The sequence below is a fragment of the Methylacidiphilum caldifontis genome (genome assembly GCF_017310505.1).
GTDB classification, from domain to species: domain Bacteria; phylum Verrucomicrobiota; class Verrucomicrobiia; order Methylacidiphilales; family Methylacidiphilaceae; genus Methylacidiphilum; species Methylacidiphilum caldifontis.
Window position 1 is genome coordinate 1,375,554 of the sequence record NZ_CP065957.1, and the last position, 21,513, is coordinate 1,397,066.

Sequence of the window (21,513 nt, forward strand, 5' to 3'; positions counted from 1 at the left end):
GATCGATCAGATCATTAAAGAAGAAATCTTCAGATGGTTATTTACCACTTTTTTTATTCTTTGTGCCGCCTCATCAATTTCTTCTTCAGTTGTATATTTTCCGATAGAAAATCGAATCGATGATCCCGCTCTTTGACGATCATAGCCCATAGCCATAAGGACATGTGAAGGCTGGATTGTTCCAGACATGCAAGCTGAACCACTCGAAGCAGCAATTCCAGCAAGATCAAGACCTATAAGAAGATCGTGACCTTGGAGTGTTGAAAAGGTAACAAGAAGGGTATTAGGAACACGCCGTAGAGGATTACCCACGCGCTCGATACCAGGAAGATCAGCTATTTTATCCCAAAGTTTTTCAATCAGTTGAAACTGTCGTTGCCTTTGGTTATCCATATCAGAAAGTGAAATTTCAAGGGCTTTAGCAAGACCAACAATTCCAATAACATTTTCTGTCCCTCCACGTTTACCTTTTTCTTGACCACCTCCATAAATAACTCTTTCAAAAGGGATCCCATCCTTCACGTAAAGTATTCCCACTCCTTTTGGTCCATAAAATTTATGCGCTGAAAGACTTGCCAAAGAAAATTCTTTTATATCCAAAGGCACTTTGCCAACACTCTGGACTATATCGGAGTGAAAAAATATTCCCTTCTGCTTGCAGAGCTGAGCAATCTGTTCAACAGGTTGACATACCCCTGTTTCATTATTTGCAGACTGTACAGAAACAAGAAGAGTACGATCGGTAAGAGATGAAGTTATTTTTTCACAATCTATGATACCCTCTTTGGATGCAGGAACATAGGTGATTTCATAACCTCTTTTTTTTAGGGCAGCTGCAGTCTCCAAGACTGCATGATGTTCCATGGCAGAAACGACAATATGAGTCCTTTTCTGGTTGTCTCCATAAACTAAACCCATCAAGGCAAGGGAGTCACTCTCCGATCCCCCAGAAGTAAAAACAATTTCTTTACTTTTAACTCCTAAAAGCTTTGCTACCTTTTCTCGAGATTGTTCGATAATAAATCTCAAATTTCTGCCTTCTTCATGAATGCTTGATGGATTCCCCCAAGTATCCATACAGCAGACCATTTCCTTGATAACTTCTGGATCCAAGGGGGTTGATGCATTGTAGTCAAGATAAATACGCTTCATTATTCAAATTTCTATTCATTTTTTGTTCTTACTCGAATTTCTTGGTCTACAAGCGTAACAATGGAATTAGGAGGAACGGGATGAGTAAGCCAAACATTACCTCCAATCACACTGCCTGCGCCAATAACCGTTTCTCCTCCAAGAATGGTTGCTCCCGGATATATCGTTACATAGTCCTCAATAGTAGGATGTCTTTTCTGGCCCCTTAGTTTTCTTCCCCCACGAGTAGAACGAGCACCTAATGTTACTCCATGATAAATTTTAACATGATGACCAATTTTACAGGTTTCACCAATCACAATTCCTGTTCCATGATCAATAAAAAAGTCTGAGCCAATTTCTGCTCCAGGATGAATATCAATTCCTGTTCTGGCATGAGCCCATTCGGTCATCATTCTGGGAATCAAAGCCACGTTCTCCAAATAAAGGATATGGGCCAGTCTATAGACCGCAATGGCCTCTATTCCCGGATAAGCAAGAAGAACCTCTTCAATACTTGCTGAGGCGGGATCTCCTTCAAATGTAGCTTTGAGATCTGTAGCCAAAATTTTTCTTGTCTCGGGAAGTTTAGACAAAAATGCTTGTCCAATGGAGACCGCGGTCTTATCTTCAATTGGACAGAAAAGCAAACTTTTTTCTACTTCCTGAACTAAAGAATGATAGATTCTTTTTAAAACTTCCAAACAAAAGGAAGCCATTTTGTCCTGAGAAAGAGAGAGAGAAAAATAAAAGCCTGGAAAAATTAGGCTTAACAGATCCTCGGTTAATTTTGATACAGCTCTTTTTGAAGGAAGATTGGTTCCATCTGAACAATTAATTGCTCCATCATGGTAATAGGAATCTAAAAGCTCATTAACAATAGAATCGAAAAAAAGATTCATCTTTTAACCCTGATTCATTTTTAACCCAACTTTTTTAATGAAAACTCACTTATTCTCGATTATCAAGTCCTTACTCATTATATTCAAATATAACTTTTATTTTGATTAAAGGTAAGTTGAGCTTACTTGGGCTTGTTTTGGCTCCCCAGCTTCTGCTGCTTGTGCGGCCTAGTTGGTGTTTAAAACAAGCTTAGAACTAATTGATCAGATAAAAGTATGGAGTCCCTCAAATGGTATAGAAATAGCTACCAGGGCAATGATCAAAAGAGCTACTATGGAACGACGAGAATCGGTATCGGACGAGAAGAAAGAAACAAGCATGAGAATAGAAGAAAAGCCAATGCAGGCTTTTCAACTCAATCCTTTGAATGAGTTAGAACCTTTGCGATGAATATAAATAAAAAAAGTTTTTTTAGCCTCAAAGATCTTAGGGATTTTGAGCCCAATAAACCCAGTTATGCCGTTTTGGGTAAACCTATTGCCCATTCACTCTCACCCCTTTTTCAGAATGCGGCCTTTAAAAAATTATCTTTTGATGCGGTTTATATTCGGGTAGAAGTAGCAGAAGAAGAATTGGAGCAAGCGGTTAATCTCTTAGTTGAAAAAGGATTTTTGGGTTGGAATTGTACATCTCCCCTTAAAAAAAAGATGGCTTCTCTATGCAACGCTCTTGATAAGAGTGCTACCTTACTGGGCTCTGTAAATACTGTTTTAAGAAAACCAAATAATTTTCTAGTTGGATATAATACTGATGGCAGTGGATGGGCAATTGATGTAAAAAAAACATTTTCTATTGACTTCTCAAAGCTGACTATCACTGTTCTTGGGACAGGAGGAGTAGGTGAAGCTATTGCCAAGCAATCAGCTTTAGAAGGTTCAAAAAAACTTATTTTACTCAATAGAACTTACGATAACGCCTTAACTGTAGCACGGAACATAGAAAAAAATTTTAATGTTGAAGTCCAGGTTTTGTCTTTAACCGAACAAAATCTAAAAAATTCAATAATCAAAACTGACCTCTTCATCCAGTCTCTCCCTTTACTCCCATTCAAGTCTCTAAACTTTCAATGGGAAAAGATCTTACATCCTCACATCCTCATCTATGATCTTTTATATTTTCCAATGCCTACACCAATTGAGTCCATAGCTAAAAGGATCGGCTGTAAAGCCACCAATGGATTGGGAATGCTTATTGAACAAGGAGCTCTTTCTTTTTCAATTTGGACTGGTCTAAATGCTCCTATAGAAACAATGAGAAAATCAGTTTATTTAGAGTTCTAATATTAATTTTTTTTTTAGATTTAAAAAAAAATTAATGTCAATATTTTTTACATTTATTTTTTTAAATGATCAATTTGCTTGTTAGAAAAATAAAATTTTAAAAAAATAAGAACTTACATTGGATTACAAAAATAAATGCAGCAAAACCTCTGTGAATAACTTTAAAAATAAAAGCCTTGGTTTTTCATAAAATAAGAATACAGCATTTGAATAAAATTATATTTATTTGATATCCAATAACTTACAAAAGATTTTAAAAACAAGTAGATCTAAAAATAAATTTTAAGAGATGTTAATAACTTGTGAATAAATTGACAACAGAGCTTAATCTAGTCTGGAATAGTATCTGTTTAGAGCTTCAAAAAGTCATTTCTAAGGAAGCGATAGAAAAGTGGTTTATTCCTATTGAACTTGTTGATATAGAAAATGATCATCTATTATTAAAAGCCCCCGATGCTATTTATCAATATTGGATTGAAGAAAATTATCTTAATCAGCTTATTGGAGCATCTTGTCGAATTTTGGGAAAAAATCTTAAAATTGTTTTTTACACTGAATCCAATGGGGGAGAAGAAAACAAAGATTTAGAAAAAAAAATCAGGCAATCTAATAAAGAAGAAAAAATCGCTATTTTTGAATCTAAAGGGTTAAACGCTAAATTTTCGTTTGAAAATTTTGTTGTTGGTCCAAACTCCGAGTTTGCCGCCGCAGCAGCAAAAGCTGTTGCAGAGTCTCCTGCAAAAGCTTACAATCCCCTTTTTCTTTACGGGAAAGTCGGTTTGGGTAAGACCCATCTGATGCAAGCTATTGGCAATTATATCTTAGCAAAAAACAAAAAGGTCCTTGTACAATATGTGACAACTGAACAATTCACTAACGATTTTATTGAAGCTGTGCAAAAGGGCAGTCTCATTCAATTCAGGAAAAAATACCGGCAAATAGACGTTCTTCTTATTGATGACATTCAATTCTTAGCAGGAAAAGAACGTTCTCAAGAAGAGTTTTTCCATACATTCAATTGTCTTTTTGATGGAAGCAAACAGATTGTTTTAAGTGGGGATGAAGCCCCAAGTGCACTCCAAAATCTAGAAAAAAGATTAATCTCCCGATTTGAATGGGGTCTTATTGCAGAGATTCTGCCTCCTGGAATAGAAGTTAGGTTGGCTATTTTAAAAAACAAATTAAAAAATTATCCGATTTCTCTTGATGAAAAAATCCTCGAATACATTGCTGAAAAAGTAAAAACAAATGTAAGACAGTTAGAAGGAGCACTGAACAGGCTTTGTGCTTATGTCTCAATTCGACAGGACAAGACAATAACCCTGGAAGAAACGCAAACTCTATTAAAAGATCTCGTTTCTCTGCAACCCTCAAAGACAATAACCATTGAAATGATTCAAAAAATGGTCTGTGAAGCCTATGATATTCGTTTTTCAGACATGGTTTCAAAAAGAAGGATATCGGCTATAGCTTTTCCTAGAATGGTTGCCATGTTTCTGGCAAGGAAGTTAACAAATTTTTCGTTATCACAGATAGGTGAAAGTTTTGGAGGAAGAGATCATGGTACAGTCCTTCATGCTCAACGGACAATATTCGAAAAAATGTCCAAAGATCCTGATTTAGCTCAGTTGATAAATAAAATTACCGAAAAGTTAACTTCTTCTCAATAAGTGGTGAAAAAAATGGAAAAAAGAGAGAAATATATATTTTATTTTGCTAAAACAATAAAATTATTAACGATAGTTTCTAATTATTAAAAACTGGAGTGAAAAGAATATCTTCTTCCTTACAAAGAAGTTAAAAAGTTTTTCTCCAACTTATTCCATATGAATTTTACTGTTATGAAATAAGAAGCTTTATTATAAGATAAACATTATGAGATATTCAGTGGAAAGGAAACAGTTTATTGATTATCTAACTCTTATCCAAAGCATTATAAACCCAAGGTCTACTTTACCTATCCTTAGTCATGTACACTTAACAGCCCAAGTTCCTGACCAACTCGTGCTCTTTGCTACCGATCTTCAAACCACATTAAAAATTATTCTTCCTGCGACTGTGGAAGAAGGAGGAACAACAACTTTACCAGCTCGAAGGCTTTTAACTATTATTAGAGAACTTGATTCTGACCACTTATTGTTAAAAACAGATAGTCGTCACCAAACAACTCTTTCTTCAGGGAAGGCTTTTTTTCAGTTAAACGGTTTACCCGACGATGATTATCCCAAGTTTACAACAGAAAACGGGATAGAAGGCCTAACCCTATCTCAAGGAAAAGTTCGCAAAATGCTAAGAATGGTTCAATATGCTATGGCCGATGAGAGTAGACCTGCTTTGAATGGAGCTTGGTTTTCTATAAAATCTGGACGCTTCGAAGTTGCTGTTACAGATGGTAAAAGACTGGCCTATATTTTTGAAGAAATTGATAATGAAGGGATTGAAGCAGAAGGCATTGTTCCTGCAAAAGCTGTATTGGAAATTTCAAGAATCCTTGAGGGATCTGACAAAACCTTGAAGTTGTTTTTAGACTCGAATAAAATATTTCTGCAGTTTGAAAATATTCTATTCTTTTCTAAACTTACTGAAGGAAAGTATCCAAATTTCAAACAGGTCATTCCCAAAACGACTACTCAAAAAGCGGTTATAGATCGTAATAGTTTTATCCATGCGATACGCAGGGTATCATCCATTGCCATAAGTGGTTCGAGCGCACCGCCTATCTTTTTAGACTTTTTAAAAACTCAAGAGTTGGTTCTTTCCTGTCAGGCTTCAGAGATTGGAAAGGCTCAAGAAACTCTTTCACTCAAGGCATTTGAAGGAGAACCTTTCTCTATTCCTTTCAATCCCCTTTATTTAATTGAACCCTTGAGGGAGATGGAAAAAGAAGATGTTACTTTGCAATTTGTGAACCCAACAACAAAAGGTAATCCCTGTTTAATTACTGAAGGAACTAATTTTGTATATGTATTAATGCCTATTAAGAATCAATAATTTTATTAAGTTATGATACAACGGACTGGATATATTGGTGTTTTTTTGGAGCCCCTGACTAAAGAAGAAGTCGAAAAATTGGTTGTTCATTGGATCAATCGCTTTGATCGAGTCGAACAAGTTATCCCTGGACAAAATAATTATACTTCGACCATGCTGATAGAAAAAATCGAAGATATTTTTTATGAAGAACATCCTCAATTTCGAGTTATTCAAGGAGATGATTTTAGCTGGGTGTATCTGTCTTATAATCGGCAGATTATCGAAACTTCTGGATTTTACTCTGACCAGATTCCATTAAGTCTAGAGGTTCTTTTAGAATTACCTAATCTTGTCGAAGTCGTTGAAGAAACAAACGAAAAAAGATTAAAGGAACTTGAAGATGAAGGGTTTTTTTAATCTTTTTTGTCATATATCTTTAGGTTTCTTTTTTTCCTTTATTCTTTCTAACATTTCATAGCAAAACAATTATTCATGCAGTTACTCCAAGTTTTTTTTTTATTATCGTTGTTGGTTTTCTATTGCTGCTTGACTTTATAACTAAATCCTGGATTTCTTCTCTTTTTGGAGCTTCTTACGACAAGACAATTATCCCCGACTTTTTAGATTTTGTTTATGTAGAAAATACGGGAATAGCTTTTGGGCTTTTTGCTGGAAATAATAGATTTTGGGAAATATTTACATTATTATTAATTTTGATAGGTTTTTTTGGTTTTAGAAAACAAATTTTTAAAACTTTTTTTAATAGGATAATTAGCGCAATGATTTTTGCTGGGGCTTTAGGAAATTGGTTAGATCGAATTATCCATGGGCATGTTATTGATTTTATTGATATTCATTTTTTTAAATACCATTGGCCCGCCTTTAATCTTGCTGATTGTTATTTGACCATCGGTTTTATTGGTGTCTTCTTACATTTAATAAAAGTTAAGCAAATTTCCCATCAAAAGAATATTTAATCCGAAATAGGTTTAAAAATGGGTATAGATGAAAAAAAAGAGAGGGTATTGAAACTTAAAAAAGAAAAAAATGCCCTTATTTTAGCTCATAATTATCAAGAAGCCGAGATCCAAGATATAGCTGATTATGTTGGGGACTCATTAGGGTTATCATTTAAGGCCAGAGAGGCTACGCAAGAAAGAATTGTGTTTTGCGGCGTTCATTTTATGGCTGAAACTGCAAAAATCCTAAATCCTAACAGAAAGGTCCTTTTACCCGATCTGGAAGCGGGTTGTTCCCTGTCAGATTCCTGCAGTTATGAAGAGCTTCTTGAGTACAAAAGAAAAAATCCTGACACTTTCATCGTCACCTATGTAAATACTTCTGCAGCTGTAAAATCATTAAGTGATTGTATCTGTACTTCTGCCAATGCCCTAAAGATTGTACAAAAAGTTCCCTTGGACAGAAATATTCTTTTTGTACCTGATCAAAACTTAGGGGAGTGGGTACAAACTAAGACGGGAAGACAAATGGATTTATGGCCTGGTGAATGCTATGTTCATGTGGAGTTTACTTATCAATCTTTGCTGGAATTAAAAAACAAGTTTCCTGATGCTCCCATTGTTTCCCATCCTGAATGTGAAAGGGCGGTAAGAATGTTTTCGGATGTAGTCTGTTCAACCGAACAGATGATCGGATATTGTAAGGATCATCCTGCTCAGACATTTATAATCGTTACTGAGGCGGGAATGATAACCCGACTTAAAAGAGAAATTCCAAACAAAGAATTTATTCCAGCGACAACAGCTAGGTGTGCTTGTGCCCAGTGCAAATTTATGAAAAAAATTACACTGGATAAGGTTATTTATTCCCTTGAATCTGATCAATATGAAATTGAGGTTCCACTTGAGATCTGCAAGAAGGCATTTATTCCTATTCAACAAATGTTAGAATGGAGTGTGTAAAAGTAGCCGTTATGTAGTTTTTTAGAATGTGAGAAAATTTGTTTTAGATACGAGCGTTTTTACTAATCCAGATATATCTCAGCAATTTGGAGATGATGATAGTACCGTATTAAGTGGCTTTCTTTCTTTAGCATCCCAAGCAGATGCTCATTTCTATATGCCCTTGTCCGCTTATAAGGAACTTAAACAGATAAAAGGATCTGTTTTTTTTTCTGCTGATTTTGAATCAATTGTACATATCCGGTCACCAAGGAAATTTACACTTCTGATCCCTGGCTCTGTTCTTTATGATTTTATCGATGAAATAAGAAAAAGAATCGATCATGGATTAAGAATTGCTGAAGAACATCTAAAACTTGCTGGACCAAACGGAGAAAATCCAATTCCTTTTGATCAACTGGTAAATCGACTAAGAAATCGTTACCGTGAAGCTTTAAGGCAAGGCATATTAGATAGCAGGGAAGATGTTGATGTCATTCTTCTTGCTTACGAACTTGAAGCTGTTCTTGTAACTGCGGATGAAGGTATGAAAAAATGGGCTGATAAAATGGGCGTAGAAATATTAAACGCAAGTTATTTAAGAGACTGCTTGAAAAAACTAATCAAACCTGAGGGCTCCGGAGAGCCAGTTCCTTAAAGAATCCCCTGTTGAAGGGTATATTTTTTCAAATTCTAAAATCCAGTACTCTTTATCTTTAAAAAAACCTTTTACTACGATGTGTTCTTCATGTCTAGGAATATGCTTAAGATGATCGATGAAATGCTGAGCATTTTGAGGATTTCTGAATCGACAACGAAAGAGTCGGCTTGATTTGCCATTTTCTTTAAGGTAGTTTAAAACTTCTTTGATTGAAGATACGAAAGCCTTTCCTAATTTCTCCTCCCATCCGTTTTCTTCGATAATTCCCATATCGATCAAGAATAGAACATATCTTAAAATTCTATCGATAAAATAGTTAGGACTAATATCCATGATCTTGCGAGAAAAAACAGCAATATCGTTTAAATCGGAATTAGCTGTCACATATTTTGCACGACGTCCTGAAGGTTCTTCTTTGAATACCACTCCTTCTCTATATTCGTAATGGAGATTAAGGAGGATCTTTTTTATTTTCTCAAAATCTTCTTGCCGATTCTCAAATAGACCGAAGTTCTTGACTGAAGGAAGACCATAGCGATAAAGAAGCTCTTGTTTTTGTTGTTGAGGTAAAAACTCGAAGGTAGGCAGCTTAGCAATATCGAAAATAAAAAGTTTTATATCTTCGTCCACTAATGGAGATGGTCCTTCAATATAGGGGTTTTCTGGACCTGTGATTTCTCCACATAAAACAAGTGTGGGATAGTCATTGAAAATGTCTGCTGACATAAGATCCATGATTCTATCCGTACTAAATGGACAGATAAAACCACCCCGAGTAGCACATAATATCTTCCCTTGATAGTGGAAAATCCTAACGTTGTATCCGTCAACTTTTTCTTCCATCCAGAAAGAACAAGAAGCAAACTGTTTTTTAAGTCCAGACACAAGAGCGTTTATCCTCCCTATCTTAGGAAAGCCAGATACCGCTAAATCTTTAAGAAAAACCGTTCCTTCTGGCCATCCTCCATAAGCATGAGTCAACCTGAGATAAGTATGTTCCCAGAATTTTCCTAATACCCCTTTTTTTGAACGAAGAATTTCTTCGAAAAGCTCTTCATACATAAAAAATCATAAATATAGCTATTTGATTTTTAAAGATAGAGCAAAGCCAAGAAGCTAAGAAAATAGAAAACTTTAATTGCAAAATCAAATGAGCATGAAAAATTTTAAAAGATTAAAATTGCAAGATTTTTAAAAATAACTATATCGTTTTTTTGTTTTGTCCTCTACAAAAGATCAGAAAGTTTATCAAAAACCCATAAAGGTTTGTTCATTAAAGGAAACCTTAATATTTTAAGCAATTTGCCTTAAATAACTGTTATCGTATTGAAAAAATATGAAGATTGCAATTATTGGCTCGGGATATGTGGGATTAACTACTGGAGCATGTTTTGCTGATGTCGGACATGAAGTCATTTGTGTTGATAATGATGCAAAAAAGATAAAAATGCTCAGGGAAGGTCAAATTCCCATTTACGAACCAGGTCTTGAGGAAATAGTTAAAAAAAATTTAGCAAGGGGCTTTCTCCATTTTACAGAAAGTATTGCAGAAGGCGTAGAAAAAAGCCTTGTCATTTTTATCGCTGTACCCACTCCTCCCCTAGAAGATGGCAGTGTAGACATGACTTATATTGAGAGGGTAGCAAGGCAAATAGCGGCGGTATTAAAAGAATACAGAGTCATTGTGGATAAAAGTACTGTTCCGGTCAAAACTGGAGAAAAGGTATATCAAACCATTAAACGTTACAATAGTCACAATATTGATTTTGATGTGGTCAGTAATCCCGAATTTCTCAGAGAGGGGGTAGCTGTTCATGATTTGCTTCATCCAGATCGGGTAGTGATAGGCGCAACGAGCGACCGGGCGATTAATATAATGAAGGAGCTTTATTCTCCTTTTAAAGCACCGATCTTAATAACCGATCTTAATTCCGCTGAACTCATCAAACATGCTTCCAACAGCTTCTTAGCTTTAAAAATTTCTTACATTAATGCCTTGTCAAGAATATGTGAAGCGGCAGGGGCTAACGTTCAAATGGTAGCTGAAGGCATGGGGTTAGATCATAGAATTGGAAAACATTTTTTAAGAGCGGGCATCGGTTGGGGAGGATCATGTTTTCCCAAAGATGTTGCCGCTTTTATCAAGATCTCTCAGGAACTGGGCTACGATTTTAAACTGCTCAAAGAAGTTTCTCAAATCAATGTCGACCAAAAAGAACATTTCTTGCGAAAAATAAAAAACGTTTTGTGGGTATTAAAGGAAAAAAGAATAGGCCTTTTAGGTTTAGCTTTTAAAAATAACACCGATGACATTAGAAGTAGCGTAGCGATGGATCTTGCCACGGCTTTCTTAAAAGAAGGGGCAATAGTTCAGGCTTTTGATCCCAGGGCCATGGAAAAAGCAAAGGAAAAGCTCCCTTCAATCCATTATTGTTCATCGGCTCAAGAGGTAGCCAGGGATTCAGACTGTATAGTCATTGCTACCGAATGGGAAGAGTTTATAAATTTAGATTGGAAGTCGATGAAATCGGCAATGATTAGTCCCATCATTTTCGATGGGAGAAATCTCCTAGATAAGAAGAAGATGATTAATATGGGATTTCATTATATTGGAATTGGAAATTGAAAGCTCGATTATGAACTCTGTTCTTGTAGGTGCTCAATGGGGGGACGAAGGGAAAGGGAAAATTGTGGATTTTCTCACTCAAGACGTGGATGTCGTTGTGCGTTGTCAGGGAGGAGATAACGCAGGTCATACGGTTGAAGTTAACAATGAAAAGTTTGTTCTCCATCTCATTCCTTCGGGTATTTTATGGCCCGACAAGATCTGTTTGCTTGGAAGTGGAATGGTTATCGATCCTGTTTCATTGGTTGAAGAAATCAAGAATATAGAGAAGAAGGGAATAGAAATTCGCAACCGGCTTTTTATTTCTGAAACCGCACACATGGTTTTCCCCTACCATAGGATTATTGATGAGCTTCTTGAAAAAAAAAGAGGGAAAAGCCGCATTGGGACAACAAGAAAAGGAATAGGACCAGCTTACGCAGATAAAGTCAGTCGGACAGGGTTGCGTATTCTTGACCTACTCGACAGGAAATGCTTCTTAGAAAAGCTTCAAGGGCTAATCGAAGAAAAAAATCGTTATATTCAATATTTAGGTGGAGAACCTCTCTTTTGGAAAGAAATTGCCGAGGCTTATTTAAAGGCTGCCGAAGAGATTTCTTCGATGGTTGTCAATACTGCCGTTTGGCTTTATGAGGCTTTATCTTTAGGTAAAGATATTCTTTTTGAAAGTGCACAAGGCACTTTCCTCGATATTGATTTTGGAACTTATCCTTTTGTAACCTCCTCGAATACAACAGCAGGGGGAGCCATTACGGGAAGCGGACTGCCTCCACATAAAATCGACCGGGTCATTGGTTGCATGAAAGCTTATACAACACGGGTAGGGGAAGGTCCGTTTCCTGTAGAAAACAGTGAACTATCAGATATGCTTCATGCCTCTGGCCGGGAATTTGGATCAACGACAGGAAGGGCAAGAAGATGCGGTTGGTTCGATGGTGTTTTGGCCAGATATGCTTCTTTGATTAACGGGTTTAATGAGGTTGCTGTGACCAATCTGGATGGCCTTGACTCCGTAGCAAAGATTCCTGTTTGTGTATCCTATGAATTAAAAGGCAAAATCCTTAATTATCCGCCTAACTCAGTCCAACAGCTAGCAGAATGTACACCTATTTATGAAGAATTACCTGGGTGGTTAGAGCCTACGGGAGGGATTCGCTCTTTTAAAAAACTTCCTAAGGCGGCTCAAAATTACTTGAATAAATTAGGCATGCTTGCTAGAGCTCCAGTGCGGATCGTTTCTGTTGGAGCTTCTAGGGATCAGACTTTTTTTGTTGATTGATTTCCTAACAAAATAACTGGATTTTATCTTTATGTATGGTTATAAAAAATTCTTCCTTTTTTTCTATTTTTTAATCCATTTTCTCATGTTTCATTTTAATACCCACAATATAAATATGAGAATAGGGGAGTAATATTTAGGGTAAAATCAAGACAGTTTTAGATGAATAATGACTTAGGACTTGAACAGCAAGGACAAAACGGGATTGCTGAATCCCCAAGTTTTTATTTTTTAGATAGGCGTAATATCCCTGAACATGTTGCAATAATTATGGATGGGAATGGTCGTTGGGCAGAAAAAAGAAGTTTACCTCGAATCGAAGGGCATAAGGAAGGGCTCAATGCTGCAAAAGAAGTTGTCCAAACAGCTTTGGAAGTGGGTATTCATTATTTAACCCTTTATGTTTTCTCCATTGATAACTGGAAAAGGCCCTATTATGAAATAAAAGCTCTTATGGAGATGTTTGAAGATTTTTTAAGCAAGAATGAAAAAGAGTTAGTTGAAAGAGGGATAAAACTTCTAACTATAGGAAGAAGATCAGATCTACCAAGAGGACTTCAGAAGCAGTTGCTTTCTATCTGTAAAAAGACAGAATCCAATTTTAAGCTGATTTTAACGTTGGCTTTAAGTTATGGGTCGCGACTTGATATCATTAATGGGGTGAAAGAAATTGTAAAAAAAGCTCTTTTAGGTCAGATTAAGATTTCAGATATAGACGAGAAACTTTTCAAATCCCATCTTTCAACTTCTTTTTCTCCTGATCCTGATTTATTAATAAGAACAAGTGGGGAGATGCGTTTAAGTAATTTTCTTCTTTGGGAATCTTCTTATACAGAGTTTTATTTTACAAATACCTATTGGCCTGATTTCAGAAAGAAAGAATTTTTAGAAGCCCTATGCAACTTTTCTAAAAGGCAACGTAGATTTGGTCAAATTTTCGCAAAAAATTGATAACTCTTTTTTTTCTTTTTTTATTCTTTCTGTTTTAATCGATTATAACAGATGACCATTGAAATGTTAGAAAAAGAATCCAATTTTTATGCCCGCTTTTTTTCATCCCTCGTTCTGTGGGGTGTTCTCCTTTTTGTTATCTTATATGGTTTGAAAATCATCGAGATGATCATCTTTACTTTTTTTGGAGTATTGGCCTTGGAAGAGTTTTATCGGATGCAACAGGTCAAAGGCAATAGAGTATTTCGAACTGCGGGACTGACTGCTGCCTTTTGTCTTTATATTGGTATTTGGTTTTTTTGGAATTTTCTACCTAACGGATCCACTTTATATTATTTTTTCGAACAGGTACTCTATTTTGCGTTTATAGCCAGCCTTTTTTCCCTTGTTATTTGGAACTGGGACATATTGGAAAATCCAGTATCATCAATAGCGTTGACTCTTTTAGGATTTTTTTATGTAGCCTTTCTTTTTAGTTTTCTTGAGCGGATTTCTTTTTGCAAGGGCCTTCCCTTTAATGCTGATGCAGCTCTTTTTTACGTTATAGCGGTGACAAAACTCAGCGATACAGGCGCTTTTCTAATAGGGAAAAACTTCGGACGACGGTTTCTACTTCCCCATATTAGTCCCAAAAAAACATGGGAAGGATTGGGCGGAGGCATTCTTTTTTCCTTTTTAGCTGGGATAATGTTACCCTTTGGATTTTCTAGTTTTTTTAAAGGGTTTCCCTATGCCGACTCTATTTTATTAAGCGTGGTTATAGGTATAGTAGGAGCGATTGGAGATTTGGCTAAAAGCACTGTCAAAAGAGATGCTCATGTCAAGGATTCGGGTCATGTTATTCCCGGGATTGGGGGGATATTAGACCTCATTGATAGTCTTCTTTTAAGTGCACCTTTGTTTTATTTTTATTGTATTTTGAGATACCACATATTGCCCTAATTTCTTTGTAAAAAGAAAAAAATGAAACTACCCCTTCTTTTGCGTGAAGCCTCTTTTTTGGCTTTAATCCTAGCGGCTCTTTCTATTCTTTTTTTGATGTTGCCTTATAAATCTGCAAAAGTTATAGGATTTCTTTTCTTATTAAGTTTTTCTTTTCTTTTTTACTTCTTTAGAGATCCCCAAAGAGCTATTCCGACGAACCCTCATTATATTTTAGCTCCTGCAGATGGTAAAATCGTAGAAGTCAAAATCGAAGAAAAGTCTCCTTTTTTTGAAGGCAAGGCAAAAAAGATCTCCATATTTCTTTCAATTTTTGATGTTCATGTCAACCGTTCTCCTGTTAGGGGTAAGCTTATAAAGAAAGAGTACTCTAGGGGAACTTTTTTGGATGCTCGCAATCCTCTTTCATCTGAAAAGAATGAAAGACAAGATTGGTGGATAGAAACCCCAGAAGGCTATATTGTAGGAGTAAGGCAGATTGCAGGTTTTATTGCTAGGCGGTTGGTTTCTTGGAAAGAAATAGGACAAAGGGTTGATGCAGGAGAAAAAATAGGAATGATAAAGTTTGGTTCTAGAACGGAGCTCTATTTGCCTGATGTTTGTAGGCTAGAAGTAAAGATCGGGGATAGAGTGGAAGCAGGAAAATCAGTTGTAGCGAAATGGCCATGAACAATTGGGATCCTCAAAAAAATGAAAAAATTTATCTTTTGCCTAATCTTTTGACAGCTGGAAACTTGATTTGCGGTTTTCTTGCTATTCTAAAAATCCTGGAAGGAAGCATTCTGAGGGATAGTGATTCGGCAGGTTGGATTCATACCTATGAAAACAGCCTTAATTTTATTTTAGCGGCCTTTGTCTTTGATGTTTTGGATGGTAGGCTCGCTCGGTTTGGCGGAAAAGAAAGCATGTTTGGTAGGGAATTTGATTCCTTAGCTGATCTGATCTCTTTTGGTGTTGCCCCCGCATTGCTTGTGTTTGAAATTGTGTTGTATCAATTTCCCCATAAGATAGGCTGGATTGTAGCTTCCATCTATCTTGTATGCGGTGCTTTAAGGCTGGCTCGATTCAATGTTCTTTCCACTCAATATAAGGGAACTAACCTGGAATTTACAGGCTTTCCAATTCCTGCCGCAGCTGGTCTTGTCTGTTCAATCACTTTGCTTATGCTCTATTTTTATGAAACAGATAGGGAGCTTGAAAAAGGATGGGGAAAGTATATTTTGGTCATTTTGTTGCTTTTCCTATCAATGATGATGTTTAGCAAGAATCTCTATCCCAGTTTTAAAGGGATTACTTGGAAAACAAAATGGACAGTGCCCAAGTTTTTATTTGTGGTTTCCATTCTAGGATTGACGATAGTTTATTATAAATGGATGTTGGCGATTGATTTTTTAGGATATCTTTTGTATGGCTTTTTTAGACCGTTTATTTCGAAACCCTTGAGAAAAGCTATCGAAGAGGAGGGGGAGGAAGAAGAAGAGGATGAAGAAAAGAGTGAGCCGAAAAAAACACTTGAAGTCGATTCAGAAAAAGGAAAATTCAGATAAAATTTGTTGTTTTTGATAGCCAAGAAATTTATGGTGTGACCTTTAATGAATTTTGAAAGAGAGCATAACGCTTTTTGTGAGTTTTTTAAGGTGGGCAGATACCCAAGTGGCCAACGGGGGCAGACTGTAAATCTGCTGGCTTTACGCCTTCGCTGGTTCGAATCCAGCTCTGCCCAATTTTTTAGACTCTCTTTATTGACATATACGGACATTTCCTTAAGCTAATAACAAAAAAATAAGGTAATTGCTTTGAGTGTTTCCCATCGAGATTTTGTTTCTCCAGGGAAAGGTTGTTGGGCATCAGTATCCGATAGGGATTGGAACGATTGGCATTGGCAGCTGAAAAACCGCATACATTCCCTTGATCAAATTAAAAAACTTCTATTTTTAAGTCCCGAAGAACGTCGCGGATTAATGTTCGCTGCAAAAGAAAAGCTCGCCTTTTCCCTTACTCCTTATTTTTTCAATCTTATTGATCCCCACAATCCCAACTGCCCGATCCGTCGTCAGGTTATACCCAGGTCCGAAGAATTAGTGAGTATGTCCTATGAAATGATGGATCCCTGTGGTGAAGATAAAGACATGGTAGCTCCAGGGCTTGTGCATCGTTATCCAGATAGGGTTCTTCTTTTGGTTACGGATAGGTGTGCATCCTACTGTCGGTATTGTACCAGGAGCCGAATTGTCAGTGGAGTGGGAGGACAGAAACTTGAAACAGATGACAAATTGCCTTTCGATTATCTGAAAAATCATCCAGAGATAAGAGATGTCCTCATTTCTGGTGGTGATCCCCTGCTTCTTTCGGATGCACGATTAGAAAGGATCCTCAGGCAGTTAAGAGAAATACCTCACATTGAAATTGTCAGAATAGGCAGTCGCATCCCTATCTTTCTTCCGCAGAGGATAACCGATAATCTATGCAAAATTTTGAAAACTTATCATCCTTTATGGCTTAATATTCATTCCAATCATCCTAAGGAGTTGACTTTGGAAGCTAAAACTGCACTTGAAAAATTAGCTGATGCGGGAATCCCTCTAGGGAATCAATCGGTTCTTTTGAAAGGAGTCAATGATGACCATCAGGTCATTTTAGAACTGCTAACAAAACTTATCCGCTGTCGTGTAAGACCCTATTATCTCTATCAATGTGATCTTATCCAGGGAACACACCATTTTCGCGTTCCCATTAAAAGAGGTTTGGAGATAATGCAAAGACTTAGAGGTTTCACTACCGGTTTTGCCGTACCGCAATATGTCGTAGATGGGCCAGGAGGAGGGGGAAAAATTCCGTTGAATCCCGACTATGTCATAGGATATTATGAGGATAAAGTGTTGTTACGTAATTATGAAGGCAAAATATTTTCCTATCCCGTGGGTCAAAATAATGCCAAAGGAGAGGAAAACTATGATAGGCAATCCGAAGCGGGGGTTTAAAATCGTAAGTTATAGATCGGACTAGTTTTATCATGTCTTTGGAGCCGACTCCTTTTGCTGGCAAAGTGTATTTATTAAAAGAGGGAAAGCACAGGATTTTAGAAGGTCATGTCTGGATATATCGAACCGAGATTGATCATTACGATCGGCATATTAAAGATGGGGATGTCGTAGAGGTTATTTCTGCCAGCGGTCAGAGCTTGGGTGTGGGCATATGGAATAGTCAATCCCAAATTTCTGTACGGATTTATGCTAGAGAAAGGCTTCCTTTAAATAAGGAGATTATCTATTCTTTTTTAACCAAGGCTTTTAGTTACAGAGAAAAGCTTTTTCAGGCTAAAGATAGAAATGCCTACAGGCTATTTTGGTCTGAATCGGATGGATTCCCCGGGTTAGTGATAGACAAATATGCGGATTGGTACGTCGTTCAATTGCTGACTTCTGGAGCTGATCTTAAACGCAATGAAGTCATAGAAGTCTTGAAAGAGATCACCAAAAGTTCAAATATAATCCTTCGCAATGATGCTCCTGTAAGGCTTCTTGAAGGGTTGCCTTTGGGAAAAGAATGTTTGGGCAAAGACATTCCTGCTCTTTATTCGGTTTGTATTGAGGGGATTCCAATTTTAGTCGATCTTCTTAATGGGCAAAAAACGGGTTTATATTTAGACCAGGCTGCAAACTACAAACTCATTTCGCAGATAGCAAAGGGCAAAAGGGTGCTTGATTGTTTTTCTTATCAGGGATTATTTTCGATATTTTGTGCTCAACAAGGAGCACAAAGTTGTGTAGCAGTAGATCAGTCTAGAACAGCGGTCGATATAGGGAAAGAAAATGCCTCTCGGCTTGGATTGAAAATTGAATGGGTCTGTGAAAATGCTTTCGATTGGCTTAGAAAAAAAGAAAGAGAAAGGGAAAAATTTGATTTGGTCATCCTTGATCCTCCCTCTTTTACAAAAACAAAAGCCCAAAAAGATTCGGCTTTCCGTGGATATCATGAAATTCATTTGCGTGCCTTAAGATTACTCGACTCTGGAGGTTTTTTGGCTAGCTTTTGTTGTTCTCATCACATTACGATGGAAGAATGGAAGGAGTTAATCTCTAGAGCTTGTTGGGAAACAAGCTCAAGGCTTCGTTATTTGGGCTGTTTACCGCAAAGTCCAGATCATCCTATTCTTTTCAATATCCCTGAAACTGAGTATCTCAAAGGAGTTCTTGCTCAGAAAATCGATTAATACAGCTCTTGCAGATACAAAACTAAGATGGTCTAGGTCGGCTGAATTTTGACAAATCCATAATAGAATCCTTAGCCTTTTGTCTGTGTTATAGAATAATCCCTAAAGCCAGTTTAGAAAATAAACAGGTTGTTTTTGAAAAAAATAAAGCTTAGTATTAAAATACACAAGCCTATTTCTGGATTTCTTCAAACATTAAATCAACAAAAGAGGTTATCAATGAATCTCATGTCTCATTCCTCTGATAAGCAAAACGCTTTGATACTGTGGTTTGATGAAATAACCCTTGAAGATGTTCCCCTTGTAGGGGGTAAAAATGCTTCTCTTGGAGAGATGTATTCCCGTCTTTCTTCTAAAGGTATAAAAGTTCCTCATGGTTTTGCTACAACCACCAAGGCCTACCGGTTTTTCCTGTCTGAAAACAAGATTGAAGGAGAAATATCTCATATCCTTTCGGAATTAAATCCACACGACCTGGAGAGTTTAAGAGAGAAAGGAAGGAAAATCCGCTCTCTAATCATAGATTGTCCCTTACCCAAAGAGCTTGAAAAAGAAATATTGGATGCCTACTCGCAACTTAGCAAGGAAGCGAACCTCAAAGCCGTAGATGTAGCCGTACGTTCAAGTGCCACAGCTGAAGATCTTCCGGGTGCCAGTTTTGCTGGCCAGCAAGAGACTTATTTGAATATCAGGGGAAAAGATAACCTTTTGTATTCAATCAAAAAATGCTTTGCCTCCTTGTTCACCGATAGGGCTATTTCTTACAGGACAGATATGGGGTTTGAACATTCCAAAGTAGCTCTATCTGTGGGGGTACAGCGAATGGTTAGGTCGGATCTTGCTTGTTCAGGAGTGATGTTTTCGATAGACACTGAATCTGGATTTAGTAATGCCGTACTCATCAATGCTTCTTATGGATTGGGAGAAAATATCGTACAAGGAATTGTTAATCCTGACGAATACTATGTTTTCAAACCCACCTTGATGAAAGGATATAAGCCAATCTTACAGAAAAGGTTAGGCGGCAAGGAAATCAAACTTGTTTATGATATCGGGGGTGAAAAAATTGTAAAAAATGTCCCTGTTCCTCCTGAAGAAAGGAAAAAGTTTTCATTAACCGAGCAAGAAATTTTGACCCTTGCCCGGTGGGCCTGCATTGTTGAAGAACACTATTCGGAGCTCAAAGGAAGTTTTACACCCATGGATATGGAATGGGCAAAAGATGGATTAACAGGTGAGCTTTTCATGCTCCAAGCAAGGCCAGAAACAGTGTATAGGGGCCAGCTACGCAATTATATTGAGTTTTACCGGCTAAAAGGCAAAGGTCGCGTTCTGGTCGAAGGAAGGAGTGTTGGAGATAAAATTGCTCATGGGAAAATAAAGGTAATTAGGAATATTGGACAGATTGACCAGTTTAAAGAGGGAGAAATCCTTGTTACCGAAAAGACAGATCCTGATTGGGAGCCCATCATGAAAAAGGCAAAAGCGATTGTGACCAATCGTGGAGGCAGGACCTGTCATGCAGCGATTGTTAGCCGGGAATTAGGTGTTCCGGCTATCGTAGGGACCGAAAATGCAACAGAAATCCTCAAAGACGGTATGACTGTAACTGTTAGCTGTGCAGAAGGAGAGATTGGAAAAGTCTATGAGGATGAAATTCCTTTTGAGATCGAAAAGGTCAATCTTAAGGAAATTCCTCGCCCTCGAACAAAGATCATGATGAATGTAGGTAATCCTGAAGAGGCTTTTGAGCTTTCCTTTCTTCCCAATGATGGAGTGGGATTAGCTAGGGAAGAATTTATTTTAACCAATTATGTCAGAATCCATCCCATGGCGTTGGTCCATTTCGATAAACTCAGGGAAGGGGAAGATAAGGAAAAAATTAAAACGATGACCGAAAATTATCCTCGCAAAACCGATTTTTTTGTAGAAAAGCTGGCCGAAGGCATAGGCATGATCGCGGCGGCATTTTATCCAAAAGATGTGATTGTAAGACTTAGCGATTTTAAAACCAACGAATATGCCAACTTGATTGGAGGTGCGGATTTTGAGCCACAGGAACGTAATCCAATGATCGGTTTTAGAGGGGCATCCCGTTATTATAATCCAAGATATCAAGAAGGATTCGCTTTAGAGTGTCAGGCCATTAAAAAAGTAAGAGAAAGCTTCGGTCTTGTTAACCTTAAGGTTATGGTTCCTGTCGTGAGGACCGTAGAAGAAGCTAAAAAAGTCATTGCTGAAATGGAAAAAAACGGGCTCAAAAAAGGGGAAAATGGGCTTGAAATCTACATGATGTGCGAAATCCCTAGCAATGTTATTCTTGCAGAAGAGTTTTGTGAACTATTCGATGGCTTTTCCATCGGTTCTAACGACTTGACACAATTAGTTCTTGGATTGGATAGGGATTCAGAAATTGTTGCTTATCTTTATGATGAGCGCAATGAAGCGGTAAAACGAATGATTTCTTCTGTAATTAAGACAGCTAAAATGAAAAAAAGAAAAATCGGTATCTGTGGAGAGGCTCCAAGCAATTATCCTGAATTTGCTGAGTTCCTTGTCAAAGAAGGAATTGATAGCTTATCTTTGAGTGCCGATGCCATCATCAAGACAACTTTAAATATTTTGCAATTAGAAAAAACTCTTTTTGGATAAT

General features: G+C 37.1%; 20 protein-coding genes and 1 tRNA gene. 18 read left to right on the forward strand and 3 right to left on the reverse strand.

Translation table 11 applies throughout. The annotated features are described in order from the left end of the window. Positions 1–6 precede the first annotated feature (6 nt). Together IT6_RS06435 and epsC are read right to left on the reverse strand one after the other, a co-directional pair. Positions 7–1,152: a cysteine desulfurase family protein gene (locus tag IT6_RS06435; protein ID WP_206825651.1), complete on the reverse strand. Its 1,146-nt coding sequence runs from the start codon at positions 1,150–1,152 to the stop codon at positions 7–9. A gap of 11 nt (positions 1,153–1,163) precedes the next feature. Next, a complete protein-coding gene (gene epsC / locus IT6_RS06440; protein WP_134439754.1) occupies positions 1,164–2,033 on the reverse strand; it encodes a serine O-acetyltransferase EpsC in 870 nt (289 codons plus the stop codon). A gap of 216 nt (positions 2,034–2,249) precedes the next feature. Between epsC and IT6_RS06445 the strand changes: the two genes are divergently transcribed. The 8 genes from IT6_RS06445 to IT6_RS06480 all read left to right on the forward strand — a co-directional run bounded on the left by IT6_RS06445 (position 2,250) and on the right by IT6_RS06480 (position 8,846). Further along, on the forward strand, positions 2,250–2,405 hold the full coding sequence (locus tag IT6_RS06445) for a hypothetical protein (RefSeq protein ID WP_166792835.1): 156 nt from the start codon (positions 2,250–2,252) through the stop codon (positions 2,403–2,405). A 15-nt stretch (positions 2,406–2,420) separates the two neighbouring features. After that, a complete protein-coding gene (locus IT6_RS06450) occupies positions 2,421–3,314 on the forward strand; it encodes a shikimate dehydrogenase family protein (protein ID WP_242524129.1) in 894 nt (297 codons plus the stop codon). Between the two features lie 302 nt (positions 3,315–3,616). Further along, positions 3,617–4,984, forward strand: a complete 1,368-nt coding sequence (gene dnaA / locus IT6_RS06455; protein WP_206825652.1) for a chromosomal replication initiator protein DnaA — start codon at positions 3,617–3,619, stop codon at positions 4,982–4,984. Between the two features lie 205 nt (positions 4,985–5,189). Continuing rightward, on the forward strand, positions 5,190–6,305 hold the full coding sequence (gene dnaN, locus IT6_RS06460) for a DNA polymerase III subunit beta (protein ID WP_134439756.1): 1,116 nt from the start codon (positions 5,190–5,192) through the stop codon (positions 6,303–6,305). A 12-nt stretch (positions 6,306–6,317) separates the two neighbouring features. After that, positions 6,318–6,704 (forward strand): hypothetical protein, encoded by a 387-nt coding sequence (locus IT6_RS06465; RefSeq protein ID WP_134439757.1) that lies wholly within the window; start codon positions 6,318–6,320, stop codon positions 6,702–6,704. A 101-nt stretch (positions 6,705–6,805) separates the two neighbouring features. After that, a complete protein-coding gene (gene lspA / locus IT6_RS06470; RefSeq protein WP_256359900.1) occupies positions 6,806–7,264 on the forward strand; it encodes a signal peptidase II in 459 nt (152 codons plus the stop codon). Positions 7,265–7,282: 18 nt separating this feature from the next. Continuing rightward, a complete protein-coding gene (gene nadA, locus IT6_RS06475) occupies positions 7,283–8,209 on the forward strand; it encodes a quinolinate synthase NadA (protein WP_134439759.1) in 927 nt (308 codons plus the stop codon). 28 nt (positions 8,210–8,237) lie between these two features. Further along, positions 8,238–8,846, forward strand: a complete 609-nt coding sequence (locus tag IT6_RS06480) for an RNA ligase partner protein (RefSeq protein WP_134439760.1) — start codon at positions 8,238–8,240, stop codon at positions 8,844–8,846. On the opposite strand, the gene IT6_RS06485 is transcribed toward IT6_RS06480, so the two are convergent. After that, entirely contained in the window at positions 8,808–9,911 is a 1,104-nt protein-coding gene (locus IT6_RS06485) for an RNA ligase (protein WP_206825654.1), read from the reverse strand. The genes IT6_RS06480 and IT6_RS06485 overlap by 39 nt on opposite strands. Before the next feature lie 274 nt (positions 9,912–10,185). Between IT6_RS06485 and IT6_RS06490 the strand changes: the two genes are divergently transcribed. From IT6_RS06490 to ppsA, 10 genes are all read left to right on the forward strand, one after another. Beyond that, positions 10,186–11,475: a UDP-glucose dehydrogenase family protein gene (locus tag IT6_RS06490; protein ID WP_134439762.1), complete on the forward strand. Its 1,290-nt coding sequence runs from the start codon at positions 10,186–10,188 to the stop codon at positions 11,473–11,475. 10 nt (positions 11,476–11,485) lie between these two features. Beyond that, positions 11,486–12,754 (forward strand): adenylosuccinate synthase, encoded by a 1,269-nt coding sequence (locus tag IT6_RS06495; RefSeq protein ID WP_134439763.1) that lies wholly within the window; start codon positions 11,486–11,488, stop codon positions 12,752–12,754. Positions 12,755–12,916: 162 nt separating this feature from the next. Continuing rightward, entirely contained in the window at positions 12,917–13,705 is a 789-nt protein-coding gene (locus tag IT6_RS06500; protein ID WP_134439764.1) for an isoprenyl transferase, read from the forward strand. Between the two features lie 51 nt (positions 13,706–13,756). Next, entirely contained in the window at positions 13,757–14,647 is an 891-nt protein-coding gene (locus tag IT6_RS06505; protein WP_206825656.1) for a phosphatidate cytidylyltransferase, read from the forward strand. Positions 14,648–14,668: 21 nt separating this feature from the next. Beyond that, the gene (locus tag IT6_RS06510; RefSeq protein ID WP_134439766.1) at positions 14,669–15,316 is read left to right on the forward strand and encodes a phosphatidylserine decarboxylase family protein; all 648 of its coding nucleotides are present in this window, start codon (positions 14,669–14,671) and stop codon (positions 15,314–15,316) included. Then, positions 15,313–16,194 carry a CDP-diacylglycerol--serine O-phosphatidyltransferase gene (gene pssA, locus IT6_RS06515; protein WP_242524131.1) on the forward strand — a complete coding sequence of 294 codons (882 nt, stop codon included), beginning with the start codon at positions 15,313–15,315 and terminating at the stop codon, positions 16,192–16,194. Before IT6_RS06510 ends, pssA begins: the two co-directional genes overlap by 4 nt. A 92-nt stretch (positions 16,195–16,286) precedes the next feature. Then, positions 16,287–16,370 (forward strand) — tRNA-Tyr (locus IT6_RS06520). A gap of 73 nt (positions 16,371–16,443) precedes the next feature. Continuing rightward, positions 16,444–17,628, forward strand: coding sequence for a KamA family radical SAM protein (locus tag IT6_RS06525; RefSeq protein ID WP_206825657.1), 1,185 nt, complete (start codon positions 16,444–16,446; stop codon positions 17,626–17,628). A gap of 32 nt (positions 17,629–17,660) precedes the next feature. Continuing rightward, positions 17,661–18,860 (forward strand): class I SAM-dependent rRNA methyltransferase, encoded by a 1,200-nt coding sequence (locus IT6_RS06530; protein ID WP_206825659.1) that lies wholly within the window; start codon positions 17,661–17,663, stop codon positions 18,858–18,860. A 219-nt stretch (positions 18,861–19,079) separates the two neighbouring features. Next, on the forward strand, positions 19,080–21,512 hold the full coding sequence (ppsA, locus tag IT6_RS06535) for a phosphoenolpyruvate synthase (protein WP_134439770.1): 2,433 nt from the start codon (positions 19,080–19,082) through the stop codon (positions 21,510–21,512). Position 21,513 lies beyond the last annotated feature (1 nt).

Bases quoted from the DNA above. Each gene is read 5' to 3' on its own strand.
- IT6_RS06435 (WP_206825651.1), bottom strand. From the start codon at position 1,152: ATGAAGCGTATTTATCTTGACTACAATGCATCAACCCCCTTGGATCCA.
- epsC (WP_134439754.1), bottom strand. From the start codon at position 2,033: ATGAATCTTTTTTTCGATTCTATTGTTAATGAGCTTTTAGATTCCTAT.
- IT6_RS06445 (WP_166792835.1), top strand. From the start codon at position 2,250: ATGGAGTCCCTCAAATGGTATAGAAATAGCTACCAGGGCAATGATCAA.
- IT6_RS06450 (WP_242524129.1), top strand. From the start codon at position 2,421: ATGAATATAAATAAAAAAAGTTTTTTTAGCCTCAAAGATCTTAGGGAT.
- dnaN (WP_134439756.1), top strand. From the start codon at position 5,190: ATGAGATATTCAGTGGAAAGGAAACAGTTTATTGATTATCTAACTCTT.
- IT6_RS06465 (WP_134439757.1), top strand. From the start codon at position 6,318: ATGATACAACGGACTGGATATATTGGTGTTTTTTTGGAGCCCCTGACT.
- nadA (WP_134439759.1), top strand. From the start codon at position 7,283: ATGGGTATAGATGAAAAAAAAGAGAGGGTATTGAAACTTAAAAAAGAA.
- IT6_RS06485 (WP_206825654.1), bottom strand. From the start codon at position 9,911: ATGTATGAAGAGCTTTTCGAAGAAATTCTTCGTTCAAAAAAAGGGGTA.
- IT6_RS06490 (WP_134439762.1), top strand. From the start codon at position 10,186: ATGAAGATTGCAATTATTGGCTCGGGATATGTGGGATTAACTACTGGA.
- IT6_RS06495 (WP_134439763.1), top strand. From the start codon at position 11,486: ATGAACTCTGTTCTTGTAGGTGCTCAATGGGGGGACGAAGGGAAAGGG.
- IT6_RS06500 (WP_134439764.1), top strand. From the start codon at position 12,917: ATGAATAATGACTTAGGACTTGAACAGCAAGGACAAAACGGGATTGCT.
- IT6_RS06505 (WP_206825656.1), top strand. From the start codon at position 13,757: ATGACCATTGAAATGTTAGAAAAAGAATCCAATTTTTATGCCCGCTTT.
- IT6_RS06510 (WP_134439766.1), top strand. From the start codon at position 14,669: ATGAAACTACCCCTTCTTTTGCGTGAAGCCTCTTTTTTGGCTTTAATC.
- pssA (WP_242524131.1), top strand. From the start codon at position 15,313: ATGAACAATTGGGATCCTCAAAAAAATGAAAAAATTTATCTTTTGCCT.
- IT6_RS06530 (WP_206825659.1), top strand. From the start codon at position 17,661: ATGTCTTTGGAGCCGACTCCTTTTGCTGGCAAAGTGTATTTATTAAAA.
- ppsA (WP_134439770.1), top strand. From the start codon at position 19,080: ATGAATCTCATGTCTCATTCCTCTGATAAGCAAAACGCTTTGATACTG.